This window comes from Mycolicibacterium novocastrense, from assembly GCF_001499835.1.
Lineage (GTDB): Bacteria > Actinomycetota > Actinomycetes > Mycobacteriales > Mycobacteriaceae > Mycobacterium > Mycobacterium novocastrense.
In genome coordinates this window covers 154444-178441 of the sequence record NZ_LQIH01000045.1, presented here as the reverse complement: position 1 = coordinate 178441, position 23998 = coordinate 154444, and the positions used below count along the sequence as shown (strand labels likewise).

General features: G+C 66.1%; 20 protein-coding genes. 11 read left to right on the top strand and 9 right to left on the bottom strand.

Features of this window, described 5'->3' with window-relative positions; all coding sequences use genetic code 11:
• Positions 1 to 14 precede the first annotated feature (14 nt).
• On the top strand, positions 15 to 494 hold the full coding sequence (locus AU072_RS22700; RefSeq protein ID WP_064415853.1) for an MSMEG_6728 family protein: 480 nt from the start codon (positions 15 to 17) through the stop codon (positions 492 to 494).
• A 2-nt stretch (positions 495 to 496) separates the two neighbouring features.
• On the opposite strand, the gene AU072_RS22695 is transcribed toward AU072_RS22700, so the two are convergent.
• Positions 497 to 958 carry an Rv1443c family protein gene (locus AU072_RS22695; protein WP_064415852.1) on the bottom strand — a complete coding sequence of 154 codons (462 nt, stop codon included), beginning with the start codon at positions 956 to 958 and terminating at the stop codon, positions 497 to 499.
• Entirely contained in the window at positions 955 to 1359 is a 405-nt protein-coding gene (locus AU072_RS22690) for a GbsR/MarR family transcriptional regulator (RefSeq protein ID WP_082680649.1), read from the bottom strand. The genes AU072_RS22695 and AU072_RS22690 overlap by 4 nt, the downstream gene beginning before the upstream one ends.
• A 179-nt stretch (positions 1360 to 1538) precedes the next feature.
• Between AU072_RS22690 and AU072_RS22685 the strand changes: the two genes are divergently transcribed.
• From AU072_RS22685 to AU072_RS22675, 3 genes are read left to right on the top strand one after another with little or no spacing between them, the layout of a single operon-like run.
• Complete coding sequence (locus tag AU072_RS22685; RefSeq protein WP_064415850.1) at positions 1539 to 2444, top strand: ABC transporter ATP-binding protein; 906 nt, start codon at positions 1539 to 1541, stop codon at positions 2442 to 2444.
• Positions 2441 to 3154 carry a fluoroquinolone export ABC transporter permease subunit gene (locus AU072_RS22680; protein WP_064415849.1) on the top strand — a complete coding sequence of 238 codons (714 nt, stop codon included), beginning with the start codon at positions 2441 to 2443 and terminating at the stop codon, positions 3152 to 3154. Before AU072_RS22685 ends, AU072_RS22680 begins: the two co-directional genes overlap by 4 nt.
• Entirely contained in the window at positions 3154 to 3909 is a 756-nt protein-coding gene (locus tag AU072_RS22675; RefSeq protein WP_064415848.1) for an Rv2686c family ABC transporter permease subunit, read from the top strand. Before AU072_RS22680 ends, AU072_RS22675 begins: the two co-directional genes overlap by 1 nt.
• A gap of 29 nt (positions 3910 to 3938) precedes the next feature.
• Here the strand turns inward: AU072_RS22675 and AU072_RS22670 are convergent, their stop codons facing one another.
• Both AU072_RS22670 and AU072_RS22665 read right to left on the bottom strand, forming a co-directional pair.
• Positions 3939 to 5570 carry an efflux permease Rv1217c-related protein gene (locus AU072_RS22670; protein WP_064415847.1) on the bottom strand — a complete coding sequence of 544 codons (1632 nt, stop codon included), beginning with the start codon at positions 5568 to 5570 and terminating at the stop codon, positions 3939 to 3941.
• Positions 5567 to 6490, bottom strand: a complete 924-nt coding sequence (locus AU072_RS22665) for an ABC transporter ATP-binding protein (RefSeq protein WP_064415846.1) — start codon at positions 6488 to 6490, stop codon at positions 5567 to 5569. The genes AU072_RS22670 and AU072_RS22665 overlap by 4 nt, the downstream gene beginning before the upstream one ends.
• Positions 6491 to 6695: 205 nt before the next feature.
• On the opposite strand from AU072_RS22665, the gene nhaA reads away from it, so the two are divergent.
• Together nhaA and dxs are read left to right on the top strand one after the other, a co-directional pair.
• Positions 6696 to 8024, top strand: coding sequence for a Na+/H+ antiporter NhaA (gene nhaA / locus AU072_RS22660; RefSeq protein ID WP_064415845.1), 1329 nt, complete (start codon positions 6696 to 6698; stop codon positions 8022 to 8024).
• A gap of 28 nt (positions 8025 to 8052) precedes the next feature.
• Entirely contained in the window at positions 8053 to 9966 is a 1914-nt protein-coding gene (dxs, locus tag AU072_RS22655) for a 1-deoxy-D-xylulose-5-phosphate synthase (RefSeq protein WP_064415844.1), read from the top strand.
• A 112-nt stretch (positions 9967 to 10078) separates the two neighbouring features.
• On the opposite strand, the gene AU072_RS22650 is transcribed toward dxs, so the two are convergent.
• Complete coding sequence (locus tag AU072_RS22650; RefSeq protein WP_064415843.1) at positions 10079 to 10585, bottom strand: phosphate-starvation-inducible PsiE family protein; 507 nt, start codon at positions 10583 to 10585, stop codon at positions 10079 to 10081.
• A gap of 65 nt (positions 10586 to 10650) precedes the next feature.
• Between AU072_RS22650 and AU072_RS22645 the strand changes: the two genes are divergently transcribed.
• Positions 10651 to 11565, top strand: coding sequence for an alpha/beta fold hydrolase (locus AU072_RS22645; RefSeq protein WP_064415842.1), 915 nt, complete (start codon positions 10651 to 10653; stop codon positions 11563 to 11565).
• Here AU072_RS22645 and AU072_RS22640 read toward each other — a convergent pair.
• Together AU072_RS22640 and AU072_RS22635 are read right to left on the bottom strand one after the other, a co-directional pair.
• Positions 11562 to 12860: an HRDC domain-containing protein gene (locus tag AU072_RS22640; protein ID WP_064415841.1), complete on the bottom strand. Its 1299-nt coding sequence runs from the start codon at positions 12858 to 12860 to the stop codon at positions 11562 to 11564. The genes AU072_RS22645 and AU072_RS22640 overlap by 4 nt on opposite strands.
• Positions 12861 to 12862: 2 nt before the next feature.
• Positions 12863 to 13399 carry a DUF3000 domain-containing protein gene (locus AU072_RS22635; RefSeq protein WP_234787679.1) on the bottom strand — a complete coding sequence of 179 codons (537 nt, stop codon included), beginning with the start codon at positions 13397 to 13399 and terminating at the stop codon, positions 12863 to 12865.
• A 164-nt stretch (positions 13400 to 13563) separates the two neighbouring features.
• On the opposite strand from AU072_RS22635, the gene hemE reads away from it, so the two are divergent.
• Genes hemE through AU072_RS22615 form a run of 4 tightly spaced genes read left to right on the top strand, consistent with a single transcriptional unit; the run spans position 13564 to position 17019 of the window.
• Positions 13564 to 14628: a uroporphyrinogen decarboxylase gene (hemE, locus tag AU072_RS22630; RefSeq protein ID WP_064415839.1), complete on the top strand. Its 1065-nt coding sequence runs from the start codon at positions 13564 to 13566 to the stop codon at positions 14626 to 14628.
• Positions 14625 to 15980: a protoporphyrinogen oxidase gene (locus AU072_RS22625; protein WP_064415838.1), complete on the top strand. Its 1356-nt coding sequence runs from the start codon at positions 14625 to 14627 to the stop codon at positions 15978 to 15980. The genes hemE and AU072_RS22625 overlap by 4 nt, the downstream gene beginning before the upstream one ends.
• 4 nt (positions 15981 to 15984) lie before the next feature.
• Positions 15985 to 16680 (top strand): hydrogen peroxide-dependent heme synthase, encoded by a 696-nt coding sequence (hemQ, locus tag AU072_RS22620; protein ID WP_064415837.1) that lies wholly within the window; start codon positions 15985 to 15987, stop codon positions 16678 to 16680.
• Between the two features lie 27 nt (positions 16681 to 16707).
• Positions 16708 to 17019: a hypothetical protein gene (locus AU072_RS22615; protein WP_174523679.1), complete on the top strand. Its 312-nt coding sequence runs from the start codon at positions 16708 to 16710 to the stop codon at positions 17017 to 17019.
• A gap of 79 nt (positions 17020 to 17098) precedes the next feature.
• Here AU072_RS22615 and msrB read toward each other — a convergent pair whose 3' ends face one another.
• Together msrB and AU072_RS22605 are read right to left on the bottom strand one after the other, a co-directional pair.
• On the bottom strand, positions 17099 to 17512 hold the full coding sequence (msrB, locus tag AU072_RS22610) for a peptide-methionine (R)-S-oxide reductase MsrB (protein WP_064350888.1): 414 nt from the start codon (positions 17510 to 17512) through the stop codon (positions 17099 to 17101).
• Complete coding sequence (locus AU072_RS22605; RefSeq protein WP_235629786.1) at positions 17509 to 23994, bottom strand: nuclear transport factor 2 family protein; 6486 nt, start codon at positions 23992 to 23994, stop codon at positions 17509 to 17511. The genes msrB and AU072_RS22605 overlap by 4 nt, the downstream gene beginning before the upstream one ends.
• Positions 23995 to 23998: the final 4 nt, after the last annotated feature.

Here is a 23998-nt window from a genome sequence, read left to right as displayed (position 1 = left end):
GTATCCGGCGGGGGATGCAGACGTTTTTGCCCTGCCCGGGTTTCGACGACACCGCCAGCCTCCTCGACACGAAGCGGCTCGGCAAGCAGCGGGTCGAGACCATCCAGGTGGTTCGCGCGCTGACCGTGTCGGGCTATGGCTGGCGTCATCACCCCGCAGCGGCGATGTGGGCCGGCTACGAGGAAGCCCTGGTCCGCTACGGGCTCGACATCTGCGCCGCATGGTGCCGGCTGGGCCACGCCGACACGTGTGCGACCACCATGGTCTCCGACCTGGCCCGCACGACCGGCATCGCCACCCCGCGTACCCAGGACGAGTTGGCCGCGGCGGGGGAGGTGCCGCCGTGGCTGGGCGATCCGGAATTTCACCGCAGCCACCAGTCGGTGCTGGTGCGCAAGGACCCGCAGCACTACCGCACGTTTTTCCCCGATGTTCCCGACGACCTGGACTACGTCTGGCCGGGTTCCGACCGTCCGCGACGTATCGCGATCTGACGTCAGCGGCTGAAGTACCGGACCAGTCGGCGCTGGCGGTGCCCGAACAGCGCCCCGACAGCAGCCGCGATGGCGGGTGTCAGCACTCGCAGCGGGGTCCGTAGTTCGAAGGTGAGCCGGTCGCGCACCACGGTTCGCGCTTCGCCCACCGGTTCGAGCGTGCGTTCGTGCCGCCACAGCCGCATGCTCAACATCGTCGATTCCTCATGAAACCCACGGCCGGGCCACAATTCGGCGATCGTCAGATGGTCGTAGTCGAACGGCAGCACCCCGAATAGGCGCATCCAGCAGCGCCCGACGGGCTCGCCAACGGGAATGGTCTCGACGGTGAGATCCTTGCGACCTCGCGGCATCGACATGGTCATCCACGGCCGCAACTCGTCGTTGATGCCCTCGGGCGTGACGATGCGCTCCCAAACCTGCTCGGCCGACGCATCGATGGCCCTCTGTCGTTCGACGATCATTTCGCTCCAGCAGCCGATCGTGCGTGCCAGCGATCAAGGACGGCCGGGATCTCCTGCATCAGAAACACGTAAAAATCGCGCATCTGGGTGATCCGGTGCCGCGACAGCGTGCCCTCCTCGGTGGCGGCGATACCGGCCTCGGCCGCCACCAGGACGCTGGACAGTGCTTCGTTGTGTTTGGTGTATTGCACCGCCCACGCGTCGTCGCGAAGGCGGAAATGGTCGCGCCGGCTACCGGGTGCCGGTGCTCGCTCCACCACACCGACTGCGACGAGCATTTTCAGTGCACCGGAGATAGCGCCAGAACTAGCCTGCAGCTGCTCGGCGAGTTCTCCCATCGACATCGCGGGTTGCTCGGTGAACACGAGCGCCGCAAGGACGCGCGCTGTCATGCGTTGCATCCCATGGGTGGACAGCACGCTCGCCAATTCTTCGGCGGCGGCGCGTCCCTCGGGCTTGCCGTCCAACAAACTCTCCGATTCAGAGACTTCAGTAATTTCTGAAAACTCAGTATAGTGACTGGCGGCGTTCCGGGAAGTCTGGTCGGAGATCGATATCCGGCTACCTGGAAGGCACGGGAATGCAGAGCGTTGCGTCGACAGCAGTGCGCCCGCCAGCCGCTATCGAAGTGATTCGGGTGCGCGGGCTGACGTTCACCTATCCGAAATCCTCCACTCCCGCGGTGCGGGGGATGGACTTCAGCGTCGCCCGGGGCGAGATTCTCGGATTCCTCGGTCCGAGCGGCGCAGGAAAGTCCACGACGCAGAAGCTGCTCATCGGACTGCTCCGCGGTCACGGCGGCGAGGCAACCGTGTTCGGAAGAGATCCCGCCGCCTGGGGCGCGGACTACTACGAGCGCATCGGGGTGTCGTTCGAGCTGCCGAACCACTACCAGAAGCTCACCGGCCTGGAGAACCTGCGATTCTTCGCGTCGCTATACGGGGTCGACACCATCGACCCGATGGAACTCCTTGCCGCGGTCGGATTGACCGATGCCGCCGACACGCGAGTCGCCAACTACTCCAAGGGCATGCAGATGCGGCTGACGTTCATCCGCGCGCTGCTCAACGATCCCGAGCTCTTGTTCCTCGACGAACCGACGTCGGGGTTGGACCCGGTCAACGCCCGAAAGGTCAAGGACATGGTCCTCGACCTGAAGGCACGCGGCCGCACAGTCTTTCTGACCACGCATGACATGCGCGTCGCCGACGAGCTCTGTGACCGGGTTGCCTTCGTGGTCGACGGCCGGATCGTCGCCATGGATACGCCGGCCGAATTGAAGATCGCACGCAGTCAACGGCGCGTGCGAGTGGAGTATCGGGGCAACGACGGGGCGCTGCGGGCGGCCGAATTCGGGATGGACGGCCTGGCAGACGATTCCGCGTTCCACGCGGTGTTGCGCGACCACCACGTCGAAACCATTCATAGCCGGGAGGCGACGCTCGACGATGTGTTCGTCGAGGCCACCGGAAGGCAACTGACATGAGCAGGCTGGCGAGCGCACTGCATCTGGAGATCACACTGCAGATTCGGCAGAAGTTCCTGTACGCGGCCGTCTTCTCCGGCCTGATATGGCTTGCGGTGCTGCTGCCGATGTCGCACCGGCTGCGTCAGATGGCGGAGCCCTATGTCCTTCTGGGAGACATCGCGATCATCGGGTTCTTCTTCGTCGGCGGATCGGTGTTCTTCGAGAAGCAGGAACGAACCTTGAGCGCGGTCATCTCAACACCGCTTCGATTCTGGGAGTACTTGACCGCGAAACTCGTCGTGCTGCTGACTATTTCACTGCTGGTGGCACTCACGGTAGTCTCCATTGCGCACGGCTTCGCGTACCGCCCCGCACCTATGATCGTCGGCGTGTTGCTCGGCACGTTGCTGATGCTGCTGGTCGGCTTCATCACGTCGTTGCCGTTCACTTCGGTCAGCGATTGGTTCATGTCGGCGACGGTTCCGCTGGCGGTCATGACGGGTCTTCCGGTACTGCATTTCTCGGAGGTGTGGTCCACGCCGATTCTGTATCTCGTTCCCACCCTGGGACCGCTGTTGTTACTGGGCGAGGCGTTCGACCAGGTGTCGCTGGCGCCATGGCAACTGGCGTATGCGTTGCTCTATCCCGTGCTGTCCGTTGTCATGCTGAGCTACCTGGCGAAGGCGTTGTTCGGCCGATACGTCATCGCGAAGTCGGGAGGATTGTGATGTCTACTTTGGCCGGGACTCACGGCAGTGCTCTGGCGGCTTTCGGCCGCAACGATATTCGCGGTACATACCGTGATCCCCTGCTCGTGATGATCGTCGTAGCTCCGGTCATCTGGACGGTGGGTGTTCGCGTCCTGACACCTCTTTTCACCGAGATGCTCGCCGCACGTTACGACTTCGACCTGGTACCTTACTACCCGCTGGTGTTGACCGCCTTCCTCTTGCTGACGAGCATCATCATCGCGGGAGGACTGGCCGCGTTCCTGGTGCTCGACGAGGTCGATGCGGAAACGTTGGTCGCTCTTCGGGTGACCCCCGTGCCGTTGTCGACGTTCTTCGCCTACCGTGCGGGCACAGTGTTGGGGGTGACGACGGTCTACGTCGTGACGACACTGTCGTTCAGCGGACTGCTCGAACCCGGACTCCTACCCGCCCTGGTGCCGATCGGACTGCTCGCCGGGCTCTCCGCGATCATCACGATGCTCCTGATACTCGCGTTGGCGAGCAACAAGATCCAGGGCATCGCGATGGTCCGCGCGCTGGGCATGCTGATCGCCGGTCTGCCGTGCCTGCCGTGGTTCATCGATTCGGCGTGGGCACTGGCTTTTGGCATATTGCCGCCGTTCTGGGCGGCGAAGGCCTTCTGGCTGGCCAGCGACGGCGCCATGTGGTGGCCGTACTTCGTCGGCGGTGTCGTGTACAACGCCGCGATCGCCTGGCCGCTGTTCAAGCGCTTCGCCGCCAAGAATACCTGAGGCGCATCGCGCGCAAACGGGTGCAATCCTCAGGACACCAGGTCGCGGCGGTGGTACCCGGCCACCCCAGCCGCTGTGAAAACTGCTGCCACGGCGAGAATCACGCCCAACGCCTGCCAATCCGGCGCCACCAAGGGTACCGCCCTCACATGGACGAACGGCGAGCCGTCCCGCACCCATTGGGGCGCGTGCGCAGTTTCGGCGACGACATCGACCAGGAAGCCGCCCACCACGGGCACTGCGCCGACGGCGATGACCGCCGACGGCAACCACCCGGCGCCCAGAACTGCCGCTCCCATCGCGAGCAGGGCGATCGGCGCGGTGTTCAGCGCGCCCGCGAGCGCATCAAAGAGGCCGAGCGGAGCGCCCGTCGCCGCGGCCCCGACGGTGATACCGACTGCCGCGGTGACGTGCAGTGCGACAACGCCTGCCGCTACCACCACCACTTCGGCGCCCAGCAGGCCGGCGCGCGAAACGGGGGAGGTGAAAAGGATGGTCCAGCGGCGCGCCTGCTCGTCGGCGACGAACGCCCCGAGGCGGGTGGCGGCGTACATCCCTGTCGCCACCGCCGAGAGACTGAACAACGCCGCGGCGAAACCATCCGCTGAGTTCAAGCCCGCGAAGCCGGCGCTGGCTGCCAGCGTGGCGAAACGCGGGTTCTGCTCGAAGAATTCGAGGATGGACGCGATCGTCGCCCCGATGATCACGAAGTAGGTCGCGATCGCGGCGGCCCAGCCCAGCGTCGGCCGCATGGCACGGCGCATTGCGAACAGGTGTATCGAGCCGAGCATCCTCGTGCGCGGCGGACGACTGCCGGAAACCGCCAGTAGTCCGCTCCCCAGGTCCCGCGATTTGGCCATGGCCACGGCGGCAGCCCCCAGCATGACCGGGTAGCAGGCCAACACGGCCAGCGGTGCGATCCTGTTGTCGGCAAAAGGCGCCACCCGCGCGATGAGCCCGAATGGGCTGACCCAGGCCAACCCCGCCAATGCCGCGAAGGCGTCCGACATCATCCGCACCAGAAGGGCAGTGCCGAGGAGCGCCACCGACAAGCCCACCGCCGACGCTCTGCTCGGCATCAACTGGCCCGCCGCGAACCCCACCGCGGCGAATGTCGAAGTCACGCCGAGAAATCCGCCGGCGTAGAGGGTGGCGCCGAGGGGAGTGGTGCCTGCGGCCAGCATCGCACCCCAGACTGCTGTGCTGATCAGCAGAGCGCTGCCTGTCAACGCGAGTACGCAACTCAGTAGCGCATCGGAGGTGCGAAGGGCGCCGGCCAACAGGACGTCCCACCGTCCGGCGTCCTCCTCGCCGCGGGTGATGCGGACAGCGGCCAGCATGATCCACGCGCCGGCTATCACCAGCAGCGGTGTGCCCGTTCGCCAGACGGTGAATCCGCCCGCGTCATCCAATGCCAGCGGCGTGCCGAAAAGCACCCGGATAGCCGGATTTTCGGCGAGTGCTCGAAGAGCGTCCTGGCTCAACTCGGCCTGAAACGTCGATTGGTACTGTGCGGCGACGAGGAACGACATTCCTGCGGCCACTGCCGCCACGATCAGCGTGCCGCGGCGAATCTGGCGGACGGCGAGCTCGATGGCCGCTCGTGTCGGCGACGGACGCGCGGCGGCGGCATGCCTGGTGACAACCGTGCCCGCGGTCATCGCGACAGCTCCCCGTAGTAGTCGAGGAAGATCTCCTCCAGATTCGGCTCACGCATTGCGACGGCGGTGATCTCGACGGCGGCGAGGGCGCGCAAGGCGGCCGTCGGCGAGCCGGACATGTTGAATCGCAACCGGTTCGCGCCGAGCCACTCGACGTCGGTGACACCCGGCAGGTCGGTGAGCAGTGGTGCGACGTCGCGGTACGACACCTCGACCACTGTGCGGCGCAGCCGCCGCAGGTCGGCGATGGTGTCGATCTCGACGAGCCGGCCCGAGCGAAGGATGGCCACCCGGTCGCACACCGCTTCCACCTCCGTGAGTTGATGCGAGCTCAGGAAGACCGTTTGTCCACGCTGTCTCGCCTCCCGGATGCAGCGCCTGAACTCGAGCTCCATCAACGGATCCAGACCACTGGTCGGTTCGTCGAGGATCAGCAATGGTGCTCGCGTCGCGAACGCCGCGACGATCGCCACCTTCTGCCGGTTGCCCGTGGAATAGGCCTTGGCCGGCCGGTCGAGATCCAGCGCGAAACGCTCGACCAACTCGGCCCGGTACTCGAGGTCGACCGGTGGACCCACATTCGCCATCAATTCGAGGATTTCCGCCCCGGTCAGGGACGGCCAGAGACTGACGTCGGCGGGCACATACGCGAGACATCGGTGGGCTCGACGTACGTCAGCGGCGTCGCTGCCGAGAACGGATACCCGCCCGGCATCGGGCCGGATGAGGCCGAGCATCATGCGAATGGTCGTCGACTTGCCGGCGCCGTTGGGGCCGAGGAAGCCGAATACCTCACCACTCTGCACTGTCAGGTCGAGGTCATCTACCGCGACGATCCGCCCGAAACCTTTGGTCAGGCCATCGATGTGAATAGCGGGCTGAAATTGCGCGCGCGCCGGCGCGTGCGGCATGTCGTGCATCGGGTCCCTTTCCGAAGTCGGCAAAATCGATAGCCGACCAGGCTTCCCGGCGCACCTGTGGAGAAATCTACTCGCGGACCGTTCCGCGCACCAGACCCGGCGTGGCGCGTCCCCCGAATCGGTGGCATAGGGTTGAGCCCAAGGTGTGCCGGGAAGTCTGGTCGGCGATTCTTTGTCGACCGCTAGCCACAGATCGGGACTTGCCGTGACTGCCAACCCACCCCACCGGTCCGCGCGACGGACGCTGCTCTCGCGGGGGTCGTGGGCCGAGACAAACCGTGTCTCCACGATCCTGCGCAAGGAGACCGTCGGGGGCGCGCTCCTGCTGCTGGCTGCGGCCGTCGCGCTCGTCTGGGCGAACTCGCCGTGGTCGGAAAGCTACTTCGCCCTGCGCGATCTGAAGGTCGGCGGCGAACCGTTCGGCCTGCACCTGGACCTCGCGCTCGGCACTTGGGCGGCCGACGGGTTGCTGGCCCTGTTCTTCTTTGTGGTCGGGCTGGAGCTCAAGCGCGAGTTCGTCGCCGGCGACCTGCGTGACCCCGCCCGCGCGGCGCTGCCCATCGCGGCCGCCGTCGGCGGCATGGTGGCGCCTGCCCTGATCTTCGTCGCGGTGACCGCTCACGTCGGCGACGGCGCCCTACGGGGTTGGGCGATCCCGACGGCAACCGACATCGCGTTCGCCGTCGCGGTTCTCGCGGTCATCTCCACGCACCTGCCCTCGGCGCTGCGCACGTTCCTTTTGACCCTCGCTGTCGTCGACGACCTTCTTGCGGTGCTGGTGATCGCCGTCTTCTACACCGAGGGGATCAACTGGGTCGCGCTGTTGGCGGCGCTGGCGCCGCTGGCCCTTTTCGCGCTGTGCGTGCAGCGCCGCATCCAGTCGTGGTGGCTGTTGGTTCCGCTCGCGCTGGCCACATGGGCGCTGATGCATGAATCGGGTATCCACGCCACCGTGGCCGGTGTGCTGCTCGGCTTCACCGTGCCGGTCGTGCGTTCGCAAGCCGCGGGCGGGCCGGAGGCCGGACCGGGGCTCGCTGAACACTTCGAACACCGCTTGCGCCCGCTGTCGGCAGGTTTCGCGGTCCCGGTATTCGCCTTCTTCGCCGCGGGGGTCAACATCGGCGGCTACTCCGGATTCACCGAAGCGATGACCGACCCCATCGCGCTCGGCATCGTGCTGGGTCTGGTAGTCGGAAAACCCGTCGGCATCTTCCTGACCACGCGGGTGCTGGCGTCGGTCACCCGGGCCGATCTGGACTCCGCGATCCGGTGGATCGACGTGATCGGCATCGCCATGCTGGCGGGCATCGGATTCACCGTATCCCTGCTCATCGGCGACCTCGCGTACGGCATCGGATCTGAACGTGACGATTTCGTGAAGATCGGAGTGCTGACCGGATCGCTGGCCTCGGCTGCTCTGGCCGCGGTCCTGTTACGGCTGCGGAACAGGCATTATCGGGCGATCCACGAACAGGAAACCGCCGATTACGACCATGACGGTGTGCCCGACATCTACCAAGCTCGACAGGACTGACTAGGACGGCCGTGCGTAGACTGAACGAATGCTTGAACAGATCCGCGGGCCCGCAGATCTGCAGCACCTGACGCAGTCGCAACTGAGCGATCTAGCACGTGAGATCCGCGAATTCCTGATCCACAAGGTGGCTGCCACTGGCGGGCATCTCGGCCCGAACCTCGGCGTCGTCGAGCTGACGCTCGCGCTGCACAGGGTGTTCGATTCGCCCCACGATCCGATCATCTTCGACACCGGACACCAGTCCTACGTGCACAAGATGCTGACGGGCCGCAGCCACGAGTTCGACACCCTGCGCAAGAAGGGCGGCCTGTCGGGCTATCCGTCGCGCGAGGAGAGCGAACACGACTGGGTGGAATCCAGCCACGCCAGCTCGGCGCTGTCCTATGCCGACGGGCTGGCCAAGGCGTTCGAGCTGTCCGGACACCGCAATCGGCACGTGGTGGCCGTCGTCGGTGACGGCGCGCTGACGGGCGGTATGTGTTGGGAGGCGCTGAACAACATCGCCGCGGCACGACGGCCGGTGGTGATCGTCGTCAACGACAACGGCCGCAGCTACGCGCCGACGATCGGCGGGTTCGCCGAACACCTGGCCGGCCTGCGCCTGCAGCCCGGCTACGAACGCGTGCTCGAGGAGGGCCGCAAGGCGGTGCGCGGCGTCCCGGTCATCGGCGAGGTCTGCTACCAGTGCATGCACTCCATCAAGGCCGGCATCAAAGATGCGTTGGCGCCGCAGGTGATGTTCACCGACCTGGGACTGAAGTATGTCGGGCCCATCGACGGCCATGACGAGCACGCCGTCGAGGTCGCTCTGCGCCGGGCGCGGGGCTTCAACATGCCGGTGATCGTGCACGTCGTAACCCGCAAAGGCATGGGCTACGCGCCCGCGGAGAACGACGAGGCCGACCAGATGCACGCGTGCGGTGTCATCGACCCCGAGACCGGGTTGGCGACGTCGGTCCCCGGCCCGGGCTGGACGTCGACGTTCTCCGAGGCGCTGATCGGCTATGCAGCGCGCCGCCGTGACGTCGTCGCGATCACCGCGGCGATGCCCGGCCCGACGGGTCTGACCGCATTCCGCCAGCGCTTCCCTGACCGGTTCTTCGACGTGGGCATCGCCGAACAGCATGCGATGACGTCGGCGGCCGGGTTGGCGATGGGCGGTCTGCATCCCGTCGTCGCGGTCTACTCGACCTTCCTGAACCGCGCGTTCGACCAGGTCATGATGGACGTGGCGCTGCACAAGCTGCCGGTGACGATGGTGTTGGACCGCTCGGGCATCACCGGCCCCGACGGCGCAAGCCACAACGGCATGTGGGACCTGTCGATGCTGGGCATCGTGCCCGGTATGCGGGTGGCCGCGCCGCGGGACGGTGTCCGGCTGCGGGAGGAACTCGGCGAGGCGCTCGACGTCAACGACGGCCCGACCGCGATCCGGTTCCCGAAAGGCGATGTCGGCGAGGACATTCCGGCTGTCGAACGGCGTGACGGGGTCGACGTGCTGGCCGTGCCGGCAGACGAGCTCGCCGGTGACGTGCTGTTGGTGGCGGTCGGGCCGTTCGCGTCGATGGCGTTGGTGGTCGCCGAGCTCCTGCGTAACCAGGGCATCGGTGTGACGGTCGTCGACCCGCGCTGGGTGCTGCCGGTGCCCGAGGCGATCACCGCGCTGGCCCGCGAACACAAGCTCGTCGTCACGCTCGAGGACAACGGCGTCAACGGCGGCATCGGGTCTGCGGTGTCGGCGGCATTGCGCCGCGCCGAGGTCGACGTGCCGTGTCGCGACGTCGGCCTGCCGCAGGAGTTTTTCGCGCACGCCTCCCGCGGCGAGGTGTTCGCCGAGGTCGGCCTGACCGATCGCACCGTGGCCCGCCAGATCACCGGCTGGGTGGCGGCTCAGGGTGCCTCCGTCAGCGAAGCCGAGGTCAGCGAGCGACTCGACTAGCGGTCGCCCCCGCCCGCCCGCCTGGCCTCGCCTCGCCTCGCCTCGCCGAGTGGGCGGTTTCATCCGCGACGCGCCGGTCGGACGGTATGAAATCGCACAGCCGCGGCGATAGCTAGTCCTTGTCGGCCAGCTCGGCGGCTTCGTCGGAGACGCCGTGGCGTTGCACCCGCAGCACGAAGATCGCCAGCGACAACACCAGCACCAAGCCGCCGAGCACGCCCACCTGGACGATCGCACGGGCGAACTCGGGGCCGTTGGACAGCAGCTTCGCCGCCTCGACCGAGAGCACGACGATCTCCTTGATGCACGCCAGGATGCCGACAATCAGGAACGGCTCGGCGACGATCTCGTGCGAGCGCAGCGACGTCCGCACCGCATAGAGCAGTTCGACGAAGATGAAGATCAGCAGCAGGCCGTCGAGCACCTCGAGCATGATCGTGCTGGCGGGTGTATTGCGCAGGCGCAGCAGCACATTGACCTGGGCGACCAACAGCGCCACCGACCCGGCGAGCAGGACGGTCGCGATGGCCCAGTAGACCGCGTCCTCGGCGAGGCTCAGCACCCGGTCGGCGAAACGCTGCCGATCCTCTTCGTTCTCGGTCTCTTCCTGCTCCGCCATTCGCCAACGCTAAGCCGTCGCCAGCGCCACCGACGCGAAATGCTCGACACGCTTAGGCTGCGGTCATGGATGCCGAGTTGGAGCGCTGGAAGGCCGCGGGCCGCTACTTCGATTACCTGGGATTCGAGATCTTCTACCGGATCGACGGCCCACCGCTGGGGGAGGCTCCGACGCTACTGGCCATTCACGGCTATCCGTTCAACTCGTGGGACTGGTCGCTGATCTGGCCGACGCTGACCGATCGATTCACCGTCATCGCCCCGGACATGATCGGAATGGGCTTCTCGGCGAAACCGGTCGCTTACGAATACTCGGTGGGCGACCACGCCGACGTCCACGAGGCGCTGCTGGAACACCTGAACGTCGAGCGGTGCCACGTGCTGGCACACGACCTCGGCGACTCGGTCGGACAAGAACTGCTGGCCCGCAGCGAATTCGGCCAGCAGTCGTACGGGTCGGTGCGCTATGAGTCGATCACCTGGCTGAACGGCGGGCTGTTCAACGAGGCCTACACGCCGCGCACCATGCAAAAGCTCATGTCGGGAACGCCGTTGGGCGACTTGATGAGTCCTCTGCAGGGACGCAGTTCGCTCTCGCGCAAGATGCTGGAGCGGACGCTCGACGAAATGTTCGGGCCGAACACGAAGCCCTCACGCGAGCTGATGGAGCGCTTCCACGAGATTCTGGAATACAACGACGGTAAGCGCGTGCTGCACAAGGTTGGTCGTTTCTTGGGCGACCGCTACACGCACCGCAACCGGTGGGTGCGCGCCATGCGCCGAACCGCGGTGCCCATGCGGCTGATCGACGGACCCGTCGACCCGAACTCCGGCGCTCACATGGCGCGCCGCTACGCCGAAGTGATCCCCGGCGCCGACGTGGTGATGCTCGCCGACGACATCGGACACTGGCCGCAACTCGAGGCGCCCGAGGAAGTGCTGCGGCACTTCCTGGTTCACATCGAGAAGGTGACCACCTAGCTCTCGGCGGACTGCCGCTCGGCAAGCTGAGCGTCGGCCTTGGCCAGCGCCTCGGTGAGCGGAGGCACCGTCAGCTCGCGTTGCCATGGTCGCGCGCCCGCGTCGCGCAGAAACGCCTCGATCACGCTCGCCCTGTCGTCGACGGGCTCCCAGTCCCAACACAACCGGCGCACGGTATCGGGGGAGAGCAGATTCTCGGTCGGTACGGAAACCCGTTGCGACACTTCGGTGAGCGCGGCGCGCACCGCATCGAGTCGGGCGGCGGCTTCGGGTTTGCGCCTGGCCCACCGGGACGCGGGCGGAGGACCGTTCGCCGGCTCCTGCGATGACGGCAAGTCCCGCGTGGTGCGGGCCCGCGCGAGCGCGTCGAGCCACACCTTGGCGCTGCGGCGCTGTCGGTTACCGCCGAAGATCGGCAGCGCCGTCAGCTTTTCGACGGTGTCGGGATCGGCGGTGGCGGCGTTGATGATGGCCGAGTCCGGCAGGATTCGGCCGGGCGCGATGTCGCGGCGCTGAGCGATGTGGTCGCGGGTGGTCCACAGTTCGCGCACCGCGGCGAGGGCGCGAGCGTCGCGAATCTTGTGGATTCCCGACGTGCGTCGCCAGCGGTCCCGGCGGGTCGGCGTCGCCTCGTACTTCCTGAGGTGCTCGAATTCCTGTGCCGCCCACTCGGTCTTACCTTGGTCCTCGAGTACCGCGGCGACGGCATCGCGGAGGTCGACGAGCACCTCGACATCGAGTGCGGCGTAGTTGAGCCACTCGTCGGGCAGCGGCCGCTTGGACCAGTCGGCTGCGCCGTGCCCTTTCATCAGCTGCAGACCGAGCAGCCGCTGCACCATCGCGGCGAGGTTGACCTTGTCGTAGCCGGCGAGTCGGCCCGCCAACTCCGTGTCGTACAGGCTGACCGGCCGGATGCCCAGCTCGGCCAGACACGGCAGATCCTGGTCGGCGGCGTGCAGCACCCACTCGTCGGTGCCCAGCACCTCGGCCACGGGTGCCAGCGCCTCGACGGGGTCGGCACCGTGGCTCACCGGATCGATCAACACGGTGCCGGCGCCTTCGCGTCGAATCTGCACAAGGTAGGCACGGTTGGAGTAGCGGAACCCCGAGGCACGTTCGGCGTCGACGGCGAACGGGCCGTGGCCAGAGGCTAGTAGCTCGGCAGCCCTGCGGATTTCACTGACACTGGTCGACAGCGCGGGAACGCCGTCGCGGGGAGTCAGCAGCGGGGTCGCGTCCGGCTCGGCCTGCTCGGGCGCGGCCGCCTCGGGGACGGCCTCGTCGGGATCGGGCATCGTCAAGCGCGGGTACGGGAGCCGAGGTCGGTGACGCCCTGCGGCGGCAGCCCGGCGGCATGCTCGAGCACCTCACAGAACGCCTCGACGTGCGGGCCCAACTCGAGCGTCGTCGCCGTCCATGAGGCACGCAGTTCCAACTGGTGGGCCCGGGGCGGGCCGGAGATGTCGCCGTAGCGCACCGACGTGGTGGCGGTGACGGTGCCGCCCAGGGCGGTGACGTGCTCGTCGCGTTCCCCAAGGGCGTCGACGAGCCAGCTCCACGCGACCTCGGGCAGCAGCGGGTCGACGGCTTCGCTGGAGTCCAGATCGGCCTGAATGTAGGCGACCAGCCGCATGGTGCCGTCCCAGGCGTCGGCGCCCTCGGGATCGTGCAGCAGGATCAGGCGGCCGAATGCGTCCCCCTCGGAGCGTTCCGGCACGATCGCCGTCTCGGGATGGCGGACCTCGGCGCCCAGCGCATAACTGAACGGCGCCAGCCGCTGCGGCGGGCGGATCGGGCCGAGCTCGATTTCCGGTCGGACGGTGGTGGCATTCATCGCCGCCACCGCTTCGCGGAACTGAGCCGGTTCGGCGGTGGTCACGACGTTTGACGCTAGCCCATTCGAGCAGGTCTGTGCGCGTGGCGCGCCGATCTTGTCGGGTGCTGGTCCGGTCGAGGCCAGGCGGGCGCCGCGCGGTCCGCATGGCAGCATTGAGAGCGATGAACACGCGCCGTGAGCTGCCCGACTCGCCCTATTTGGCCGCCGCCAGCGGCCGCAAGCCCGGCCGCGTGCCGGTGTGGTTCATGCGGCAGGCGGGCCGTTCGCTGCCCGAGTACCGCGCGTTGCGGGCGAAGAACACGATGATGCAGGCCTGCTTCGATGCCGAGCTGATCACCGAGATCACGCTGCAGCCGATCCGCAGGCACGGCGTCGACGCCGCGATCCTGTTCTCCGACATCGTGGTGCCCTTGCGGGCCTCGGGCATCGCCCTCGACATCGTTCCCGACGTCGGCCCGGTAATCGAACACCCGATTCGCACCGCCGCCGATGTCGCCGCCATGAGACCGCTGGAGCGTGAGCAGGTCGCGCCGGTGTCGGAGGCCGTCGGGTCGTTGGTGTCCGAGCTCGGCGACGTGCCGCTGATCGGCTTCGCGGGCGCGCCGTTCACGCTGGCGTCCTATTTGGTCGAGGGCGGGCCGAGCCGTAACCACGAGCGGACCAAGGCGATGATGCTCGGCGAGCCCGACACCTGGCACGCGTTGATGACCGCGCTCACCGATGTGACGATCGCGTTCCTGCAGGTTCAAGTGGACGCCGGTGTTGATGCGATCCAGGTGTTCGACTCGTGGGCCGGGACGTTGTCGCTGGCCGATTACCGCAGCTACGTGCTGCCGCACAGCACCCGGGTGTTCGCGACGCTGGCCGCCGCCGGAGTGCCGATGACCCACTTCGGCGTCGGTACCGCCGAGTTGCTGGGCGCGATGTCGCAGGCGGCGTCCGGGCACGGCGCCCCGGCCGTGGTCGGGGTCGACTGGCGCACGTCGCTGTCCGACGCCGCCGCCCGGGTGGTCCCGGGGACGGCGTTGCAGGGCAACCTGGACCCGGTGGTGTTGCTGGCCGGCCTGCCGGTGGCCGAACGCGCGGCGCGTGCGGTCGTCGACGACGGCAGGCGGGCGGTCGACGCCGGAGCCGCCGGGCATGTGTTCAACCTCGGGCACGGCGTGCTCCCGGCCACCGACCCCGAGGTGATCACCGAAGTGGTGGCATTGGTGCATTCGCTGTGAGTGCATCGTATTGCGTTGTCGGCGGAGGGATTTCGGGTCTCGTCGCCGCGTATCGACTGCGTGTCGCGGCGGGTCCCGACGCGACGATCACGCTGTTCGACCCCGCCGACCGGCTGGGTGGCGTGCTGCGCACCGAGCGGATCGGCGGCCAACCGATGGACGTCGGCGCCGAGGCGTTCGTCGCACGGCGGCCTGAAGTCCCCGCGTTGCTGGCCGAGTTGGGCCTGGCGAACCGACAGATCGGCACGACCGGCGCGCGACCGCTCATCTACAGCCAGGCCAGGCTGCATCCGCTTCCCGCGGGCACGTTGCAGGGAATCCCGGCGCAGCCGTCGGCGCTGGCCGGGCTGGTGGACGACGCGACGATCGCCTGGATGCACGGCGAACCCGGTCGCCCGTTCGCGTGGCGCCCCGGTGCCGATCCGTCGGTTGCCGAGCTGGTCGGCGATCGGTTCGGAGAGCAGGTGGTCACCCGTTCGGTCGAACCCCTGCTCGCCGGTGTCTATGCGGGTAACGCGGCGACGATCGGGGTTCGATCGGCGGTGCCGACGCTGGCTGTCGCCCTGGACCGCGGCGCGGAAAGCCTCACCGACGCCGTCCGCGAGGCCGCGCCGCCGCCGGTCACCGGGTCGGTGTTCGGCGCCGTAGACGGCGGCTACCGGGTGCTGGTCGACGAGCTTGTCCGGCGCGCCGGTGCGCAGTGGCGGCAGGTCACGATCGAAGGGCTGCACCGCGACGCTCGAGGCTGGGAACTCGTCGACGACGAAGGGGTCCGCCACCACGCCGACGCGGTGGTGCTCGCGGTGCCGGCACCTCGGCTGGCGCGGCTGGTAGCGGAGGTGGCTCCCCGAAGCGCCGCCGCGGCCCAGCGCATTCCGGTGGCGTCGTCGGCGTTGGTGGCGCTGGCGCTGCCGGGCGGTACGCCGCTGCCGCAGCAGTCCGGGGTGTTGGTGGCCGGCGGCGAACGCCTGTGGTCGAAAGCGGTCACGCTGACGTCGCGCAAGTGGGGTCAGCGCGGCAGCGTCGAGTTGGTCCGGTTTTCGTTCGGGAGGTCCGGCGACAACCTGGCCCGCAGCGTGGGCGACGATCAGCTGCTCGACTGGGCGGCCGAGGATCTCGCCACCCTCTTTGGGGTCAGGACCGAGCCGGTCGACTACCACGTGCAGCGGTGGATCGACGCCATGCCGCAATACGGACCCGGTCACGGCGCGCTGGTCGCCGAATTGCGCTCGGGGCTGCCGCCGACGATCGCGGTTGCGGGCGGGTTCCTCGACGGAATCGGTGTTCCGGCGTGTGTGTCGGCGGCCACCAGGGCGGTGGCGTCGCTGGTCACCGCGCGCGTGGCACGATAGAGCCATGGCCAAGCTCGACTTCGACGCGCTCAACTCCACCCTCCGCTACCTGATGTTCTCGGTGTTCGCCGTGCGGCCCGGGGAACTGGGAGACGAGCGCGGCGCGGTCGCCGACGAGACCGCGACGTTCCTCAAGCAGCAGGAGGAGCGCGGCGTGGTGGTGCGCGGCCTGTACGACATCGCGGGCATGCGCGCCGATGCCGACTTCATGATCTGGACGCACGCCGACAACGTCGAGGCCCTGCAGGCCACCTACGCCGACTTCCGTCGCACCACCGCCCTGGGCCGCGCCAGCAATCCGGTGTGGAGCAACGTCGCGTTGCACCGGCCCGCGGAGTTCAACAAGAGCCACATCCCGGCGTTCCTGGCGGGCGAGGAGCCGGGGAACTACATCTGCGTGTATCCGTTCGTCCGGTCGCTGGACTGGTATCTGCTGCCCGACGAGGAGCGCCGTCGCATGCTCTCCGAGCACGGCATGGCGGCGCGTGGCTACAAGGACGTTCGGGCCAACACGGTTCCGGCGTTCGCGTTGGGCGACTACGAGTGGATCCTGGCGTTCGAAGCACCCGAGCTGCACCGGATCGTCGACCTGATGCGGGATCTGCGCGCCACGGATGCGCGGCGTCATGTTCGCGAGGAGACGCCGTTCTTCACCGGACCGCGCATCAGCGCGGAGCAGTTGATCGATCGCCTGCCGTAACCGGCGTCGCTCGGTCATCATTGACCGATGAGGACTCAGGTACTGCTCGCTGCTGCGCTGTCGATCGGCGCTCTGGGCGCGGCGCCCACCGGCTTTGCGCAACCGGCGGACAGCGAGAAGTGCGCACCGCGCTTCGGGCAGGTCATCGACATCACGGCCGGCGACATCGACTGCATCACGGCGTCTGACTACGCCGTCCAGTACAACCTGAACGGCGACAAGTACCAGGTCATCGGCCCGTTCACGTGTTATTCGGGTAACGCGATGACGGCGCCGCTGCTGTTCCAGTGTGTCGCCGACACCGAGGACCGCGCCGAGTTCGCCGTCTACCCGGCGTAGCTTCTCTGCGCCCTGCGCGCCGAAATGGCATTCCAGCAGATCTTTTTCGAGTGAAGCGCTGCTGGGATGCAGTTTCGCGTCAGGAGGTCGGCTTGAGCCGCAGCGAGATCGAGTTGATGCAGTAGCGCTGGTCGGTCGGAGTGGGGTAGCCCTCGCCCTCGAAGACGTGGCCGAGGTGGCTGTGGCAGTTGGCGCAGAGCACCTCGACGCGGTGCATGCCCAGCGAGTCGTCGGACCGCAGGATGACGGCGTCGGAGTCGGCGGGGTCGAAGAACGATGGCCAGCCGCAGTGCGATTCGAACTTCTCGGTGCTGCGGAACAGCTCGGCCCCGCAGGCGCGGCACTCGTAGATGCCCTCGGTCTTCGTGTCGGTGTACTCGCCGGTGAAGGGACGCTCGGTGCCGGCCTCGCGCAGGACGTGGAACTCCTCGGGGGTCAGCTTCTTGCGCCACTCGTCATCGGTCAGCTGCAGTTTGGGAGCCGGTGTGGTCATGTCTCCACGCTACTAGTGCCGGCTCGTCGAACCAGCTCCTCTGCATACACGAAGGCGGAGGCCTCGTCGTCCACATCGAACTCGCACAGATGCCTAGTGCGTCCGTCGCGGAACTCGCCGACGATGAGGCGGGTCCACTCGTATCGCTCGCTGTCGTGGCCCGTGGCCTCGCGTTCGTGAAGGGTCACAGCCACGGTTGGTGACAGCCAGTACTCCGCCGAATGCCATGAACGCATCGAGGCGACCATTGCGCACAGATCCTCGTAGCTGGCGCGGAGATCGGCGACCGAGCGGTCGGGGAAGCCGGATCGCGAGTGGCTGACGGCGTGCATGTCCGGCGTGGCCATCTCTCCGAAGACGGTGTCCCATTCGCGTCGGTTGATGGCCATCAGGTATTTGGCGATGTGCGCTGCGCCCTCGGCGACGGCCGCTCCTTCGCCGGTGCAGTAGCGGCGCGTGAGCTCGTGGTAGGCGCCCTCGAAGTCGTCCTCGTCGAAGCGGCCGTGATAGATAATTCGTCCAGCGTCGTCGACCTCGTGGACCATCAGATAGCGAACCTCGAAGCCACCCTCGTTGGACCAATGCATTGAACCCAGGGTCAGTGATTCACCGCGCACCGCCAATGTGTGGCTCTCGAATGTGGAGTAATCCTCGAGGAGCCGCTCCAGGGCCGCACGTGTATCCCCGAGAGGATTTCCGCCCAGTCGTCGACGGTCGTCGTAGACGAAGGGGTCGGCGAATAGTGCTGCAGCGGCATCGACTTCTCGTGCTTGCATCGTTTTCCACAGGCCGTCCGAGGTTCTGGTCGCTCGATTCGTCACCGCGAGTCGACCGGCCGTGGCGCGAACCAGCTCCTCCGCGTAGGCGAACGCGGCTTCCTCGTCGTCGATGTCGAATCGACAGACGAGCGCGGCGCGCCCATCGCGAATTTCAGCGACGTCGATGCTGGACCACGTGTATTGCTCGCCGTCCTTGCCGACGGTTTGCCTTTCATTCCGAGCGACGACACAGTCTGACGACAGCCAACATTCGGAAACGTTCCACTGACGAATCGAAGTCATCATCGACCTCAAGTCCTCGAGGCTCGCTCGGAGTTCGGCCGCTGTCCGGTCCGGGAATGCTGTGCTGGAACTGTTTTCGATCCGGAAGTCGCGGGATGTGAGTTCTCCGAACGCTCGGTCGAAATCACCGGCATTCAGCGCAACTACCCACTCGGCGGCGAGTGTCACTGACTGGGCGACAGCTGCGCCTTCGCCACCGCAATAGCGGCGGGTGAGCTCCAGGTAGGCGCCCTCGAAATCGTCCTCGTCAAAGCGGCCGTAGTAACAGATGCGCCCGTCGTCGCCGACTTCGAGCACATGCAGATAGCGCGTTTCGTAGCCGGCATCATTGGACCAACGAGTATGGGAAAGCTGCAGTGCGTCACCGCGCACCGCCAAGGTCTTACCCTCAAAGTTCGTGTATTGATTTAGGATTGCCTCGCATGCTGCGCGGACGCTGTCGGGCGGATCGCCGCCGATCGCCCATTGATCGTCGTAGATGTAGTCCTCAGTGAATAGACGTGCGGCGCACTCGGCGTCGCCTGCGCGCAATGCCTCTCCCAACGCGTAGCGCGTTCGGCTGGCAAGGTTCTCGATCGGTAGCCGACTCGCGGCGGCGCGCACCTTCTCCTCCGCGTAGGCGAATGCCGCATCCTCGTCGTCGACATCGAACTCGCACGCCACCCGCATCCGGCCGTTACGGATCTCGCAGACCATCAACCTCGTCCACGCATACACTTCGCCGTCGTCGCCTACCGCTTCTCTCTCTTGACGCGAAACGGTCCAGTTCGACGTCACGTGCCTCGTTACCGAGTTCCAGGTTCGGGCGGAAGCGACCATACTGCCCAACTGCTCAATGCTCGAGCGAAATTCGGCGACTGAGCGATCCGGAAATGCTGAGGCAGAGCGGTTCTCGAGACGCATGTCCGGCGCTGTCAGCTCTCCAAACAGCCGGTCGAAATCGCCTGTATTCATGGCAACGACGTAATCGGTGCCCACTGCGCCATCCGGGGCGTAGGCTGCTCCCTCTCCTGAGTAGTACCGCCGCTCGAGTTCGCGGTAGGCGCCCTCGAAGTCGTCCTCGTCGAAGCGACCGTGATACAGAATCCGTCCGGCGTCATCGACCTGGTGAACGGTCAGGTAGCGAACCTCGAAACCGTCGTCGTTCGACCACCGGGTCCAGCCAAGGTGGAGTCGCTCGCCGCGTACCGCGAGCGTGCGTATCTCGAAGGACGTGTAGTCCTCGAGGATGCGTGCGAGTGCAGTGCGCGTATCTCCGACCGGGTTGCCGTATAGGCGGCGATGATCGCCGTAAGCGAATGAATCGGCGGCGAGCTCGGCAGCGGCATCGGTATCTCGCAGTCGCATTAGCCGCCAGAGGTTTTCGACGGTTCGGGTCGCCAGATTGCTCACTGTGAGCCTGCTGTTGGGTGTTCGCACTAGCTCTTCGGCGTACGCGAATGCAGCGTCCTCGTCGTCGGGTTCGAAAATGCACATCGACGCCATTCGCCCGTCGCGGACTTCGAAGACCATCAAACGCGTCCACGAGTAGCGCTCACCGTCGTGTCCGATCGCCTCGCGCTCGTGACGCCCGACGCATACATTCGCTGAGAGCCAATGCGTTGCCGAATGCCATTGCCGCACCGACGCGACCAATGCATCGAGATCTTCGACGGTGGCACGTAGCTCCGCGCCCGAGCGATCAGGGAAGATCGATCGTGAGTGGTTCTGGACGTTCAGATCGTTAACACTGAGATCGCCGAAGAGGCGGTCCAGATCGCGGGTGTTGAGGGCCGTCGCGTACTCGATGGTTACGGCGCCCGCCTCGGCGAACGCGGCGCCCTCGCCTGCAAAGTAGCGGGTCTCCAGCTTGCGGTACGCCGTGACGAAATCATCTTCGTCATAACTGGCCTGCAGCGCGATCTGTCCGTCGGTGTCGAGTTCGATGACGACGAGACGAGAGGTCTCGTTTCCGGCGTCGTCAAACCACCGGGTATGTGCCAACTGAAGCCGTTCCCCGCGAACGGCCAGCACACGAGCGTCGAAGTGGTTGTAGTGTACGAACATTCGTTGCAGGGCGGTCCTGAGCCCGACAGGGTCTGTCACGGGCTCACCGCTGAACCGCCGGTGATCGACGTAGACAAAGTGCTCGGAGAAATTGGCGACGGCGGTATCGACATCCCCGCTCTCGCTCGCATGGAGGACTCGACGGCCCACCTCGCAGGCGTGATTTGTCAGCGCCAGCCGACTCGTGGCCGCCCGGACCCGCTCTTCGGCGTAGGCAAAGGCGGCGTCTTCGTCATCGAGGTCGAAAATGCACGTCCACGCGAGGCGCTGATCATCAACACCGGCGACAGTGATGAAACTCCAAACGTACATTTCGCCGTCACGACCGACTGCTTCACGTTCCAAGCGGCCGACGACGACACTCGATGACAGCCAGCGCATCGCCGAGTGCCAGGACTGTACGGACTCGACCATCGCCTGGAGCTCTTCGCGGCTGGCCCGGAATTCGGCCGCAGACCGATCCGGTAGGACCGACCGTGAACGGTTTTCGATTCGCACGTCGGCGCTGGCGAGTTCGCCGAAGACTCGGTCGAAGTCGCCTCGGTTCTCGGCACAGGCATACTCGGTGAGGACGGTGATTCCCTCGGCGTATGCAGCGCCTTCACCGACTTTGAAGCGCTGTTCCAGCTCTCGATAGGCGCCTTCGAAGTCGTCGCCGTCGAAGCGGCAGTCGTAGACGCACAAGTTATCGTCGCCGATTTCCGAAACATGAAGCTGTGTCGTCTCATTACCCGCCTCGTCCGACCATTGGCTGCGGCTCATCGCCAACCTGTCTCCCCGCACCGCGAGCACGCGGACGTCGAACCGGCTGTATTGATTGAGAACCCGGCGGATCGCTGCGCGTATCGCGTCACGTCCGGCGACCGGGCCGCCGCTCAAACGCCGTCGATCGACGTAGACGAAGGCATCGGCGTAGGTGGCCACAAGGCCCTCGACATCGTGACTCCGCAATGCTTGCCAGCCGGCTTCAACGACCTCGGTAGCGCTATTCTTGACTGCCAGTCGGCTGCTCGCGGCGCGGACCCGCTCTTCGGCGTACGCGAACGCGGCCTCTTCTTCCTCGATGTCGAATTGACACAGGGCCGTAATCCGGTCGTCCCTGATTTCGCCGGCCAGGAGGAAAGTCCACGCGTACATCTCGCCGTCGTGTCCGATTGCCTCGCGTTCGATGCGGCTGACGCTCCAGTGCGGCGAGACCCAGCAGACCGCCGAAGGCCATATTCGCGACGACGAGACCATCGCGTCCAAGTAACCCCAACTGGACCGCAGGTCGCTGGCCGAACGATCAGGAAACGCTGAGCGTGAACGGTTCTCGATACGCATCTCCGGCGCGGCGAGGTCACTGAACACTCGGTCATACTCCCCACGGTTGAGGGCGGCGAATATTGCTACCGATACCGATCCGCCCTCGGCGAACTCCACACCTTCGCCGGCGTAGTACCTTCTTTCGAGCTCACCGAGTGCGCCCTCGAAGTCGTGCTCGTCGAAGCGGATGAAATGCGCGATCCGACCGGTGTCGTCGATCTCGAGCACGTTGAGCGTCGTGGATTCGTTGCCGCTGTCATCCCACATGCGTATCCGGCGCAGATCCAACCGTTCGCCTCGCACCGCCAACGTGGTCAGTTCGCTGTGATGGTATTGCTCGAGCACACGCCCCATACCCTCGTGCAGCTGCGCGATTCCCTCCAATGGGTCACCGCTCAACTGTCGCCGATCTTCCACGACGACCTGATCGGAGAGGTGCGCCACCGCGGCGTCGATGTCGTGGGCATGCATTCCCCGCCACGAAGCGTTAGCGACGTCACTGGCTCGGTTCGCGACTGCGAGTCGGCTACTGCTGGCCCGAATTCGCTCCTCGGCGTATGCGAACGCTGCGTCCTCGGCATCGAGGTCAAAGCGACACGCGGAGGCAACCCGGCCGTCGCGAATCTCGCAGACATCGAGCCATGCCCACGTATAAGGTTCACCGTCGCGACCAACCGCTTGGCGTTCGAAACGGAAGATGGCCACTCTCGGTGACAACCAGCGCACGGCCGCCTCCCAAGACCGGGCTGAAACCACCGCGGCGTCGAAGTCTTCAAACGAGCTTCTGACATCCGTTGCGGTGCGATGGCCGAAGACAGAGCTCGACCGGTTCTCGAGGCGATAGGAGGGAGAAGTCAGCTCATCGATCAGTCGGTCGTAGTCGCGATGATTGAGTGCGGTGATCCACTCCGTCGTTACTGCCCCCGCTTCCGCGTAAGCTGCGCCTTCTCCTGTGTAGTAGCGACGTTCAAGCTCTCGATACGCGCTCGTGAAGTCGTCCACGTCGAAGCGGCCGTCGTAGACGATCTGACCGGCGTCGTTCACCTCGGCGACATGCAGATACTCCGTCGCGTTTCCGGACCCATCGGTCCAACGACTCTCGGCCATGAAGAGGCGATTGCCGCGAGCGGCCAACACCGGAACGTCGAATTGTCCGTACTGATCGCAGATTCGTGTGACGGCGGCCCGCATTGCGTCGCGTCCGACAATCGGCGCACCGTTGAGTCGTCGTCGATCGTCGTAAACGTAGTCATCCGCGTAGGCTGCGACGACGCCGTCGACATCGTGCGACCTCAGGGCTTCGACGAATCGCGGCAACAACCGGCATGCCTGGTTTTGAACCGCGAGTCGACTGGTGGCTGCCCGCACTCGCTCCTGGGCGTAAGCGAACGCAACTGCCTCATCGTCGGTTTCGAACTGACATATCGAAACCAACCGACCGCCCTGGATTTCGGCTACCTGAAGGCTGACCCACTCGTATTCCTCGGACTCGTGGCCCACCGCCTTTCGTGCGAAGCGGTAAACAAGCCAGTTCGGTGAGAGCCACTGGATGGCTGAGACCCAGACGCGGGACCATGCAACGATCGCGTCGAGTTCCTCCAAGGTTCCGCGAAATTCCATGGCTGAAAGCTCGGGGTGTGCGGCGTGGGAACGATTCTCGAGCCGGAAGGTCGGAACAAGGAGTTCGCCGAAGGTTCGCTCGTAATCCTTCCGGTTCAGCGCGGTGACGACTTCCGTTGCTACGGCTGCAGCTTCAGCGTGGGCCGAACCGTCCCCAGCGTAGTATCGCCGCTCGAGCTCGAGATATGCGCCTTCGAAGTCATCCTCGTCGAAGCGGATGTGATAGACGATGCGCCCGTCGTTACCGGTTTCATCGACGTACAGCGTGGTTGCGACATTCCCGTCGTCATCGGCCCAGCGACTCCACAGGAGATGCAGATGGCGGCCGCGGACAGCCAGGACACGGAACTCGAATTGCGTGTACTGCTCGGAGACTCGCTCCATCGCAGTGCGCATCGCGTCCAAGCCGATGACACGGTCGCCGCTCAGTCGCCGCCGGTCGTCATACACGAAC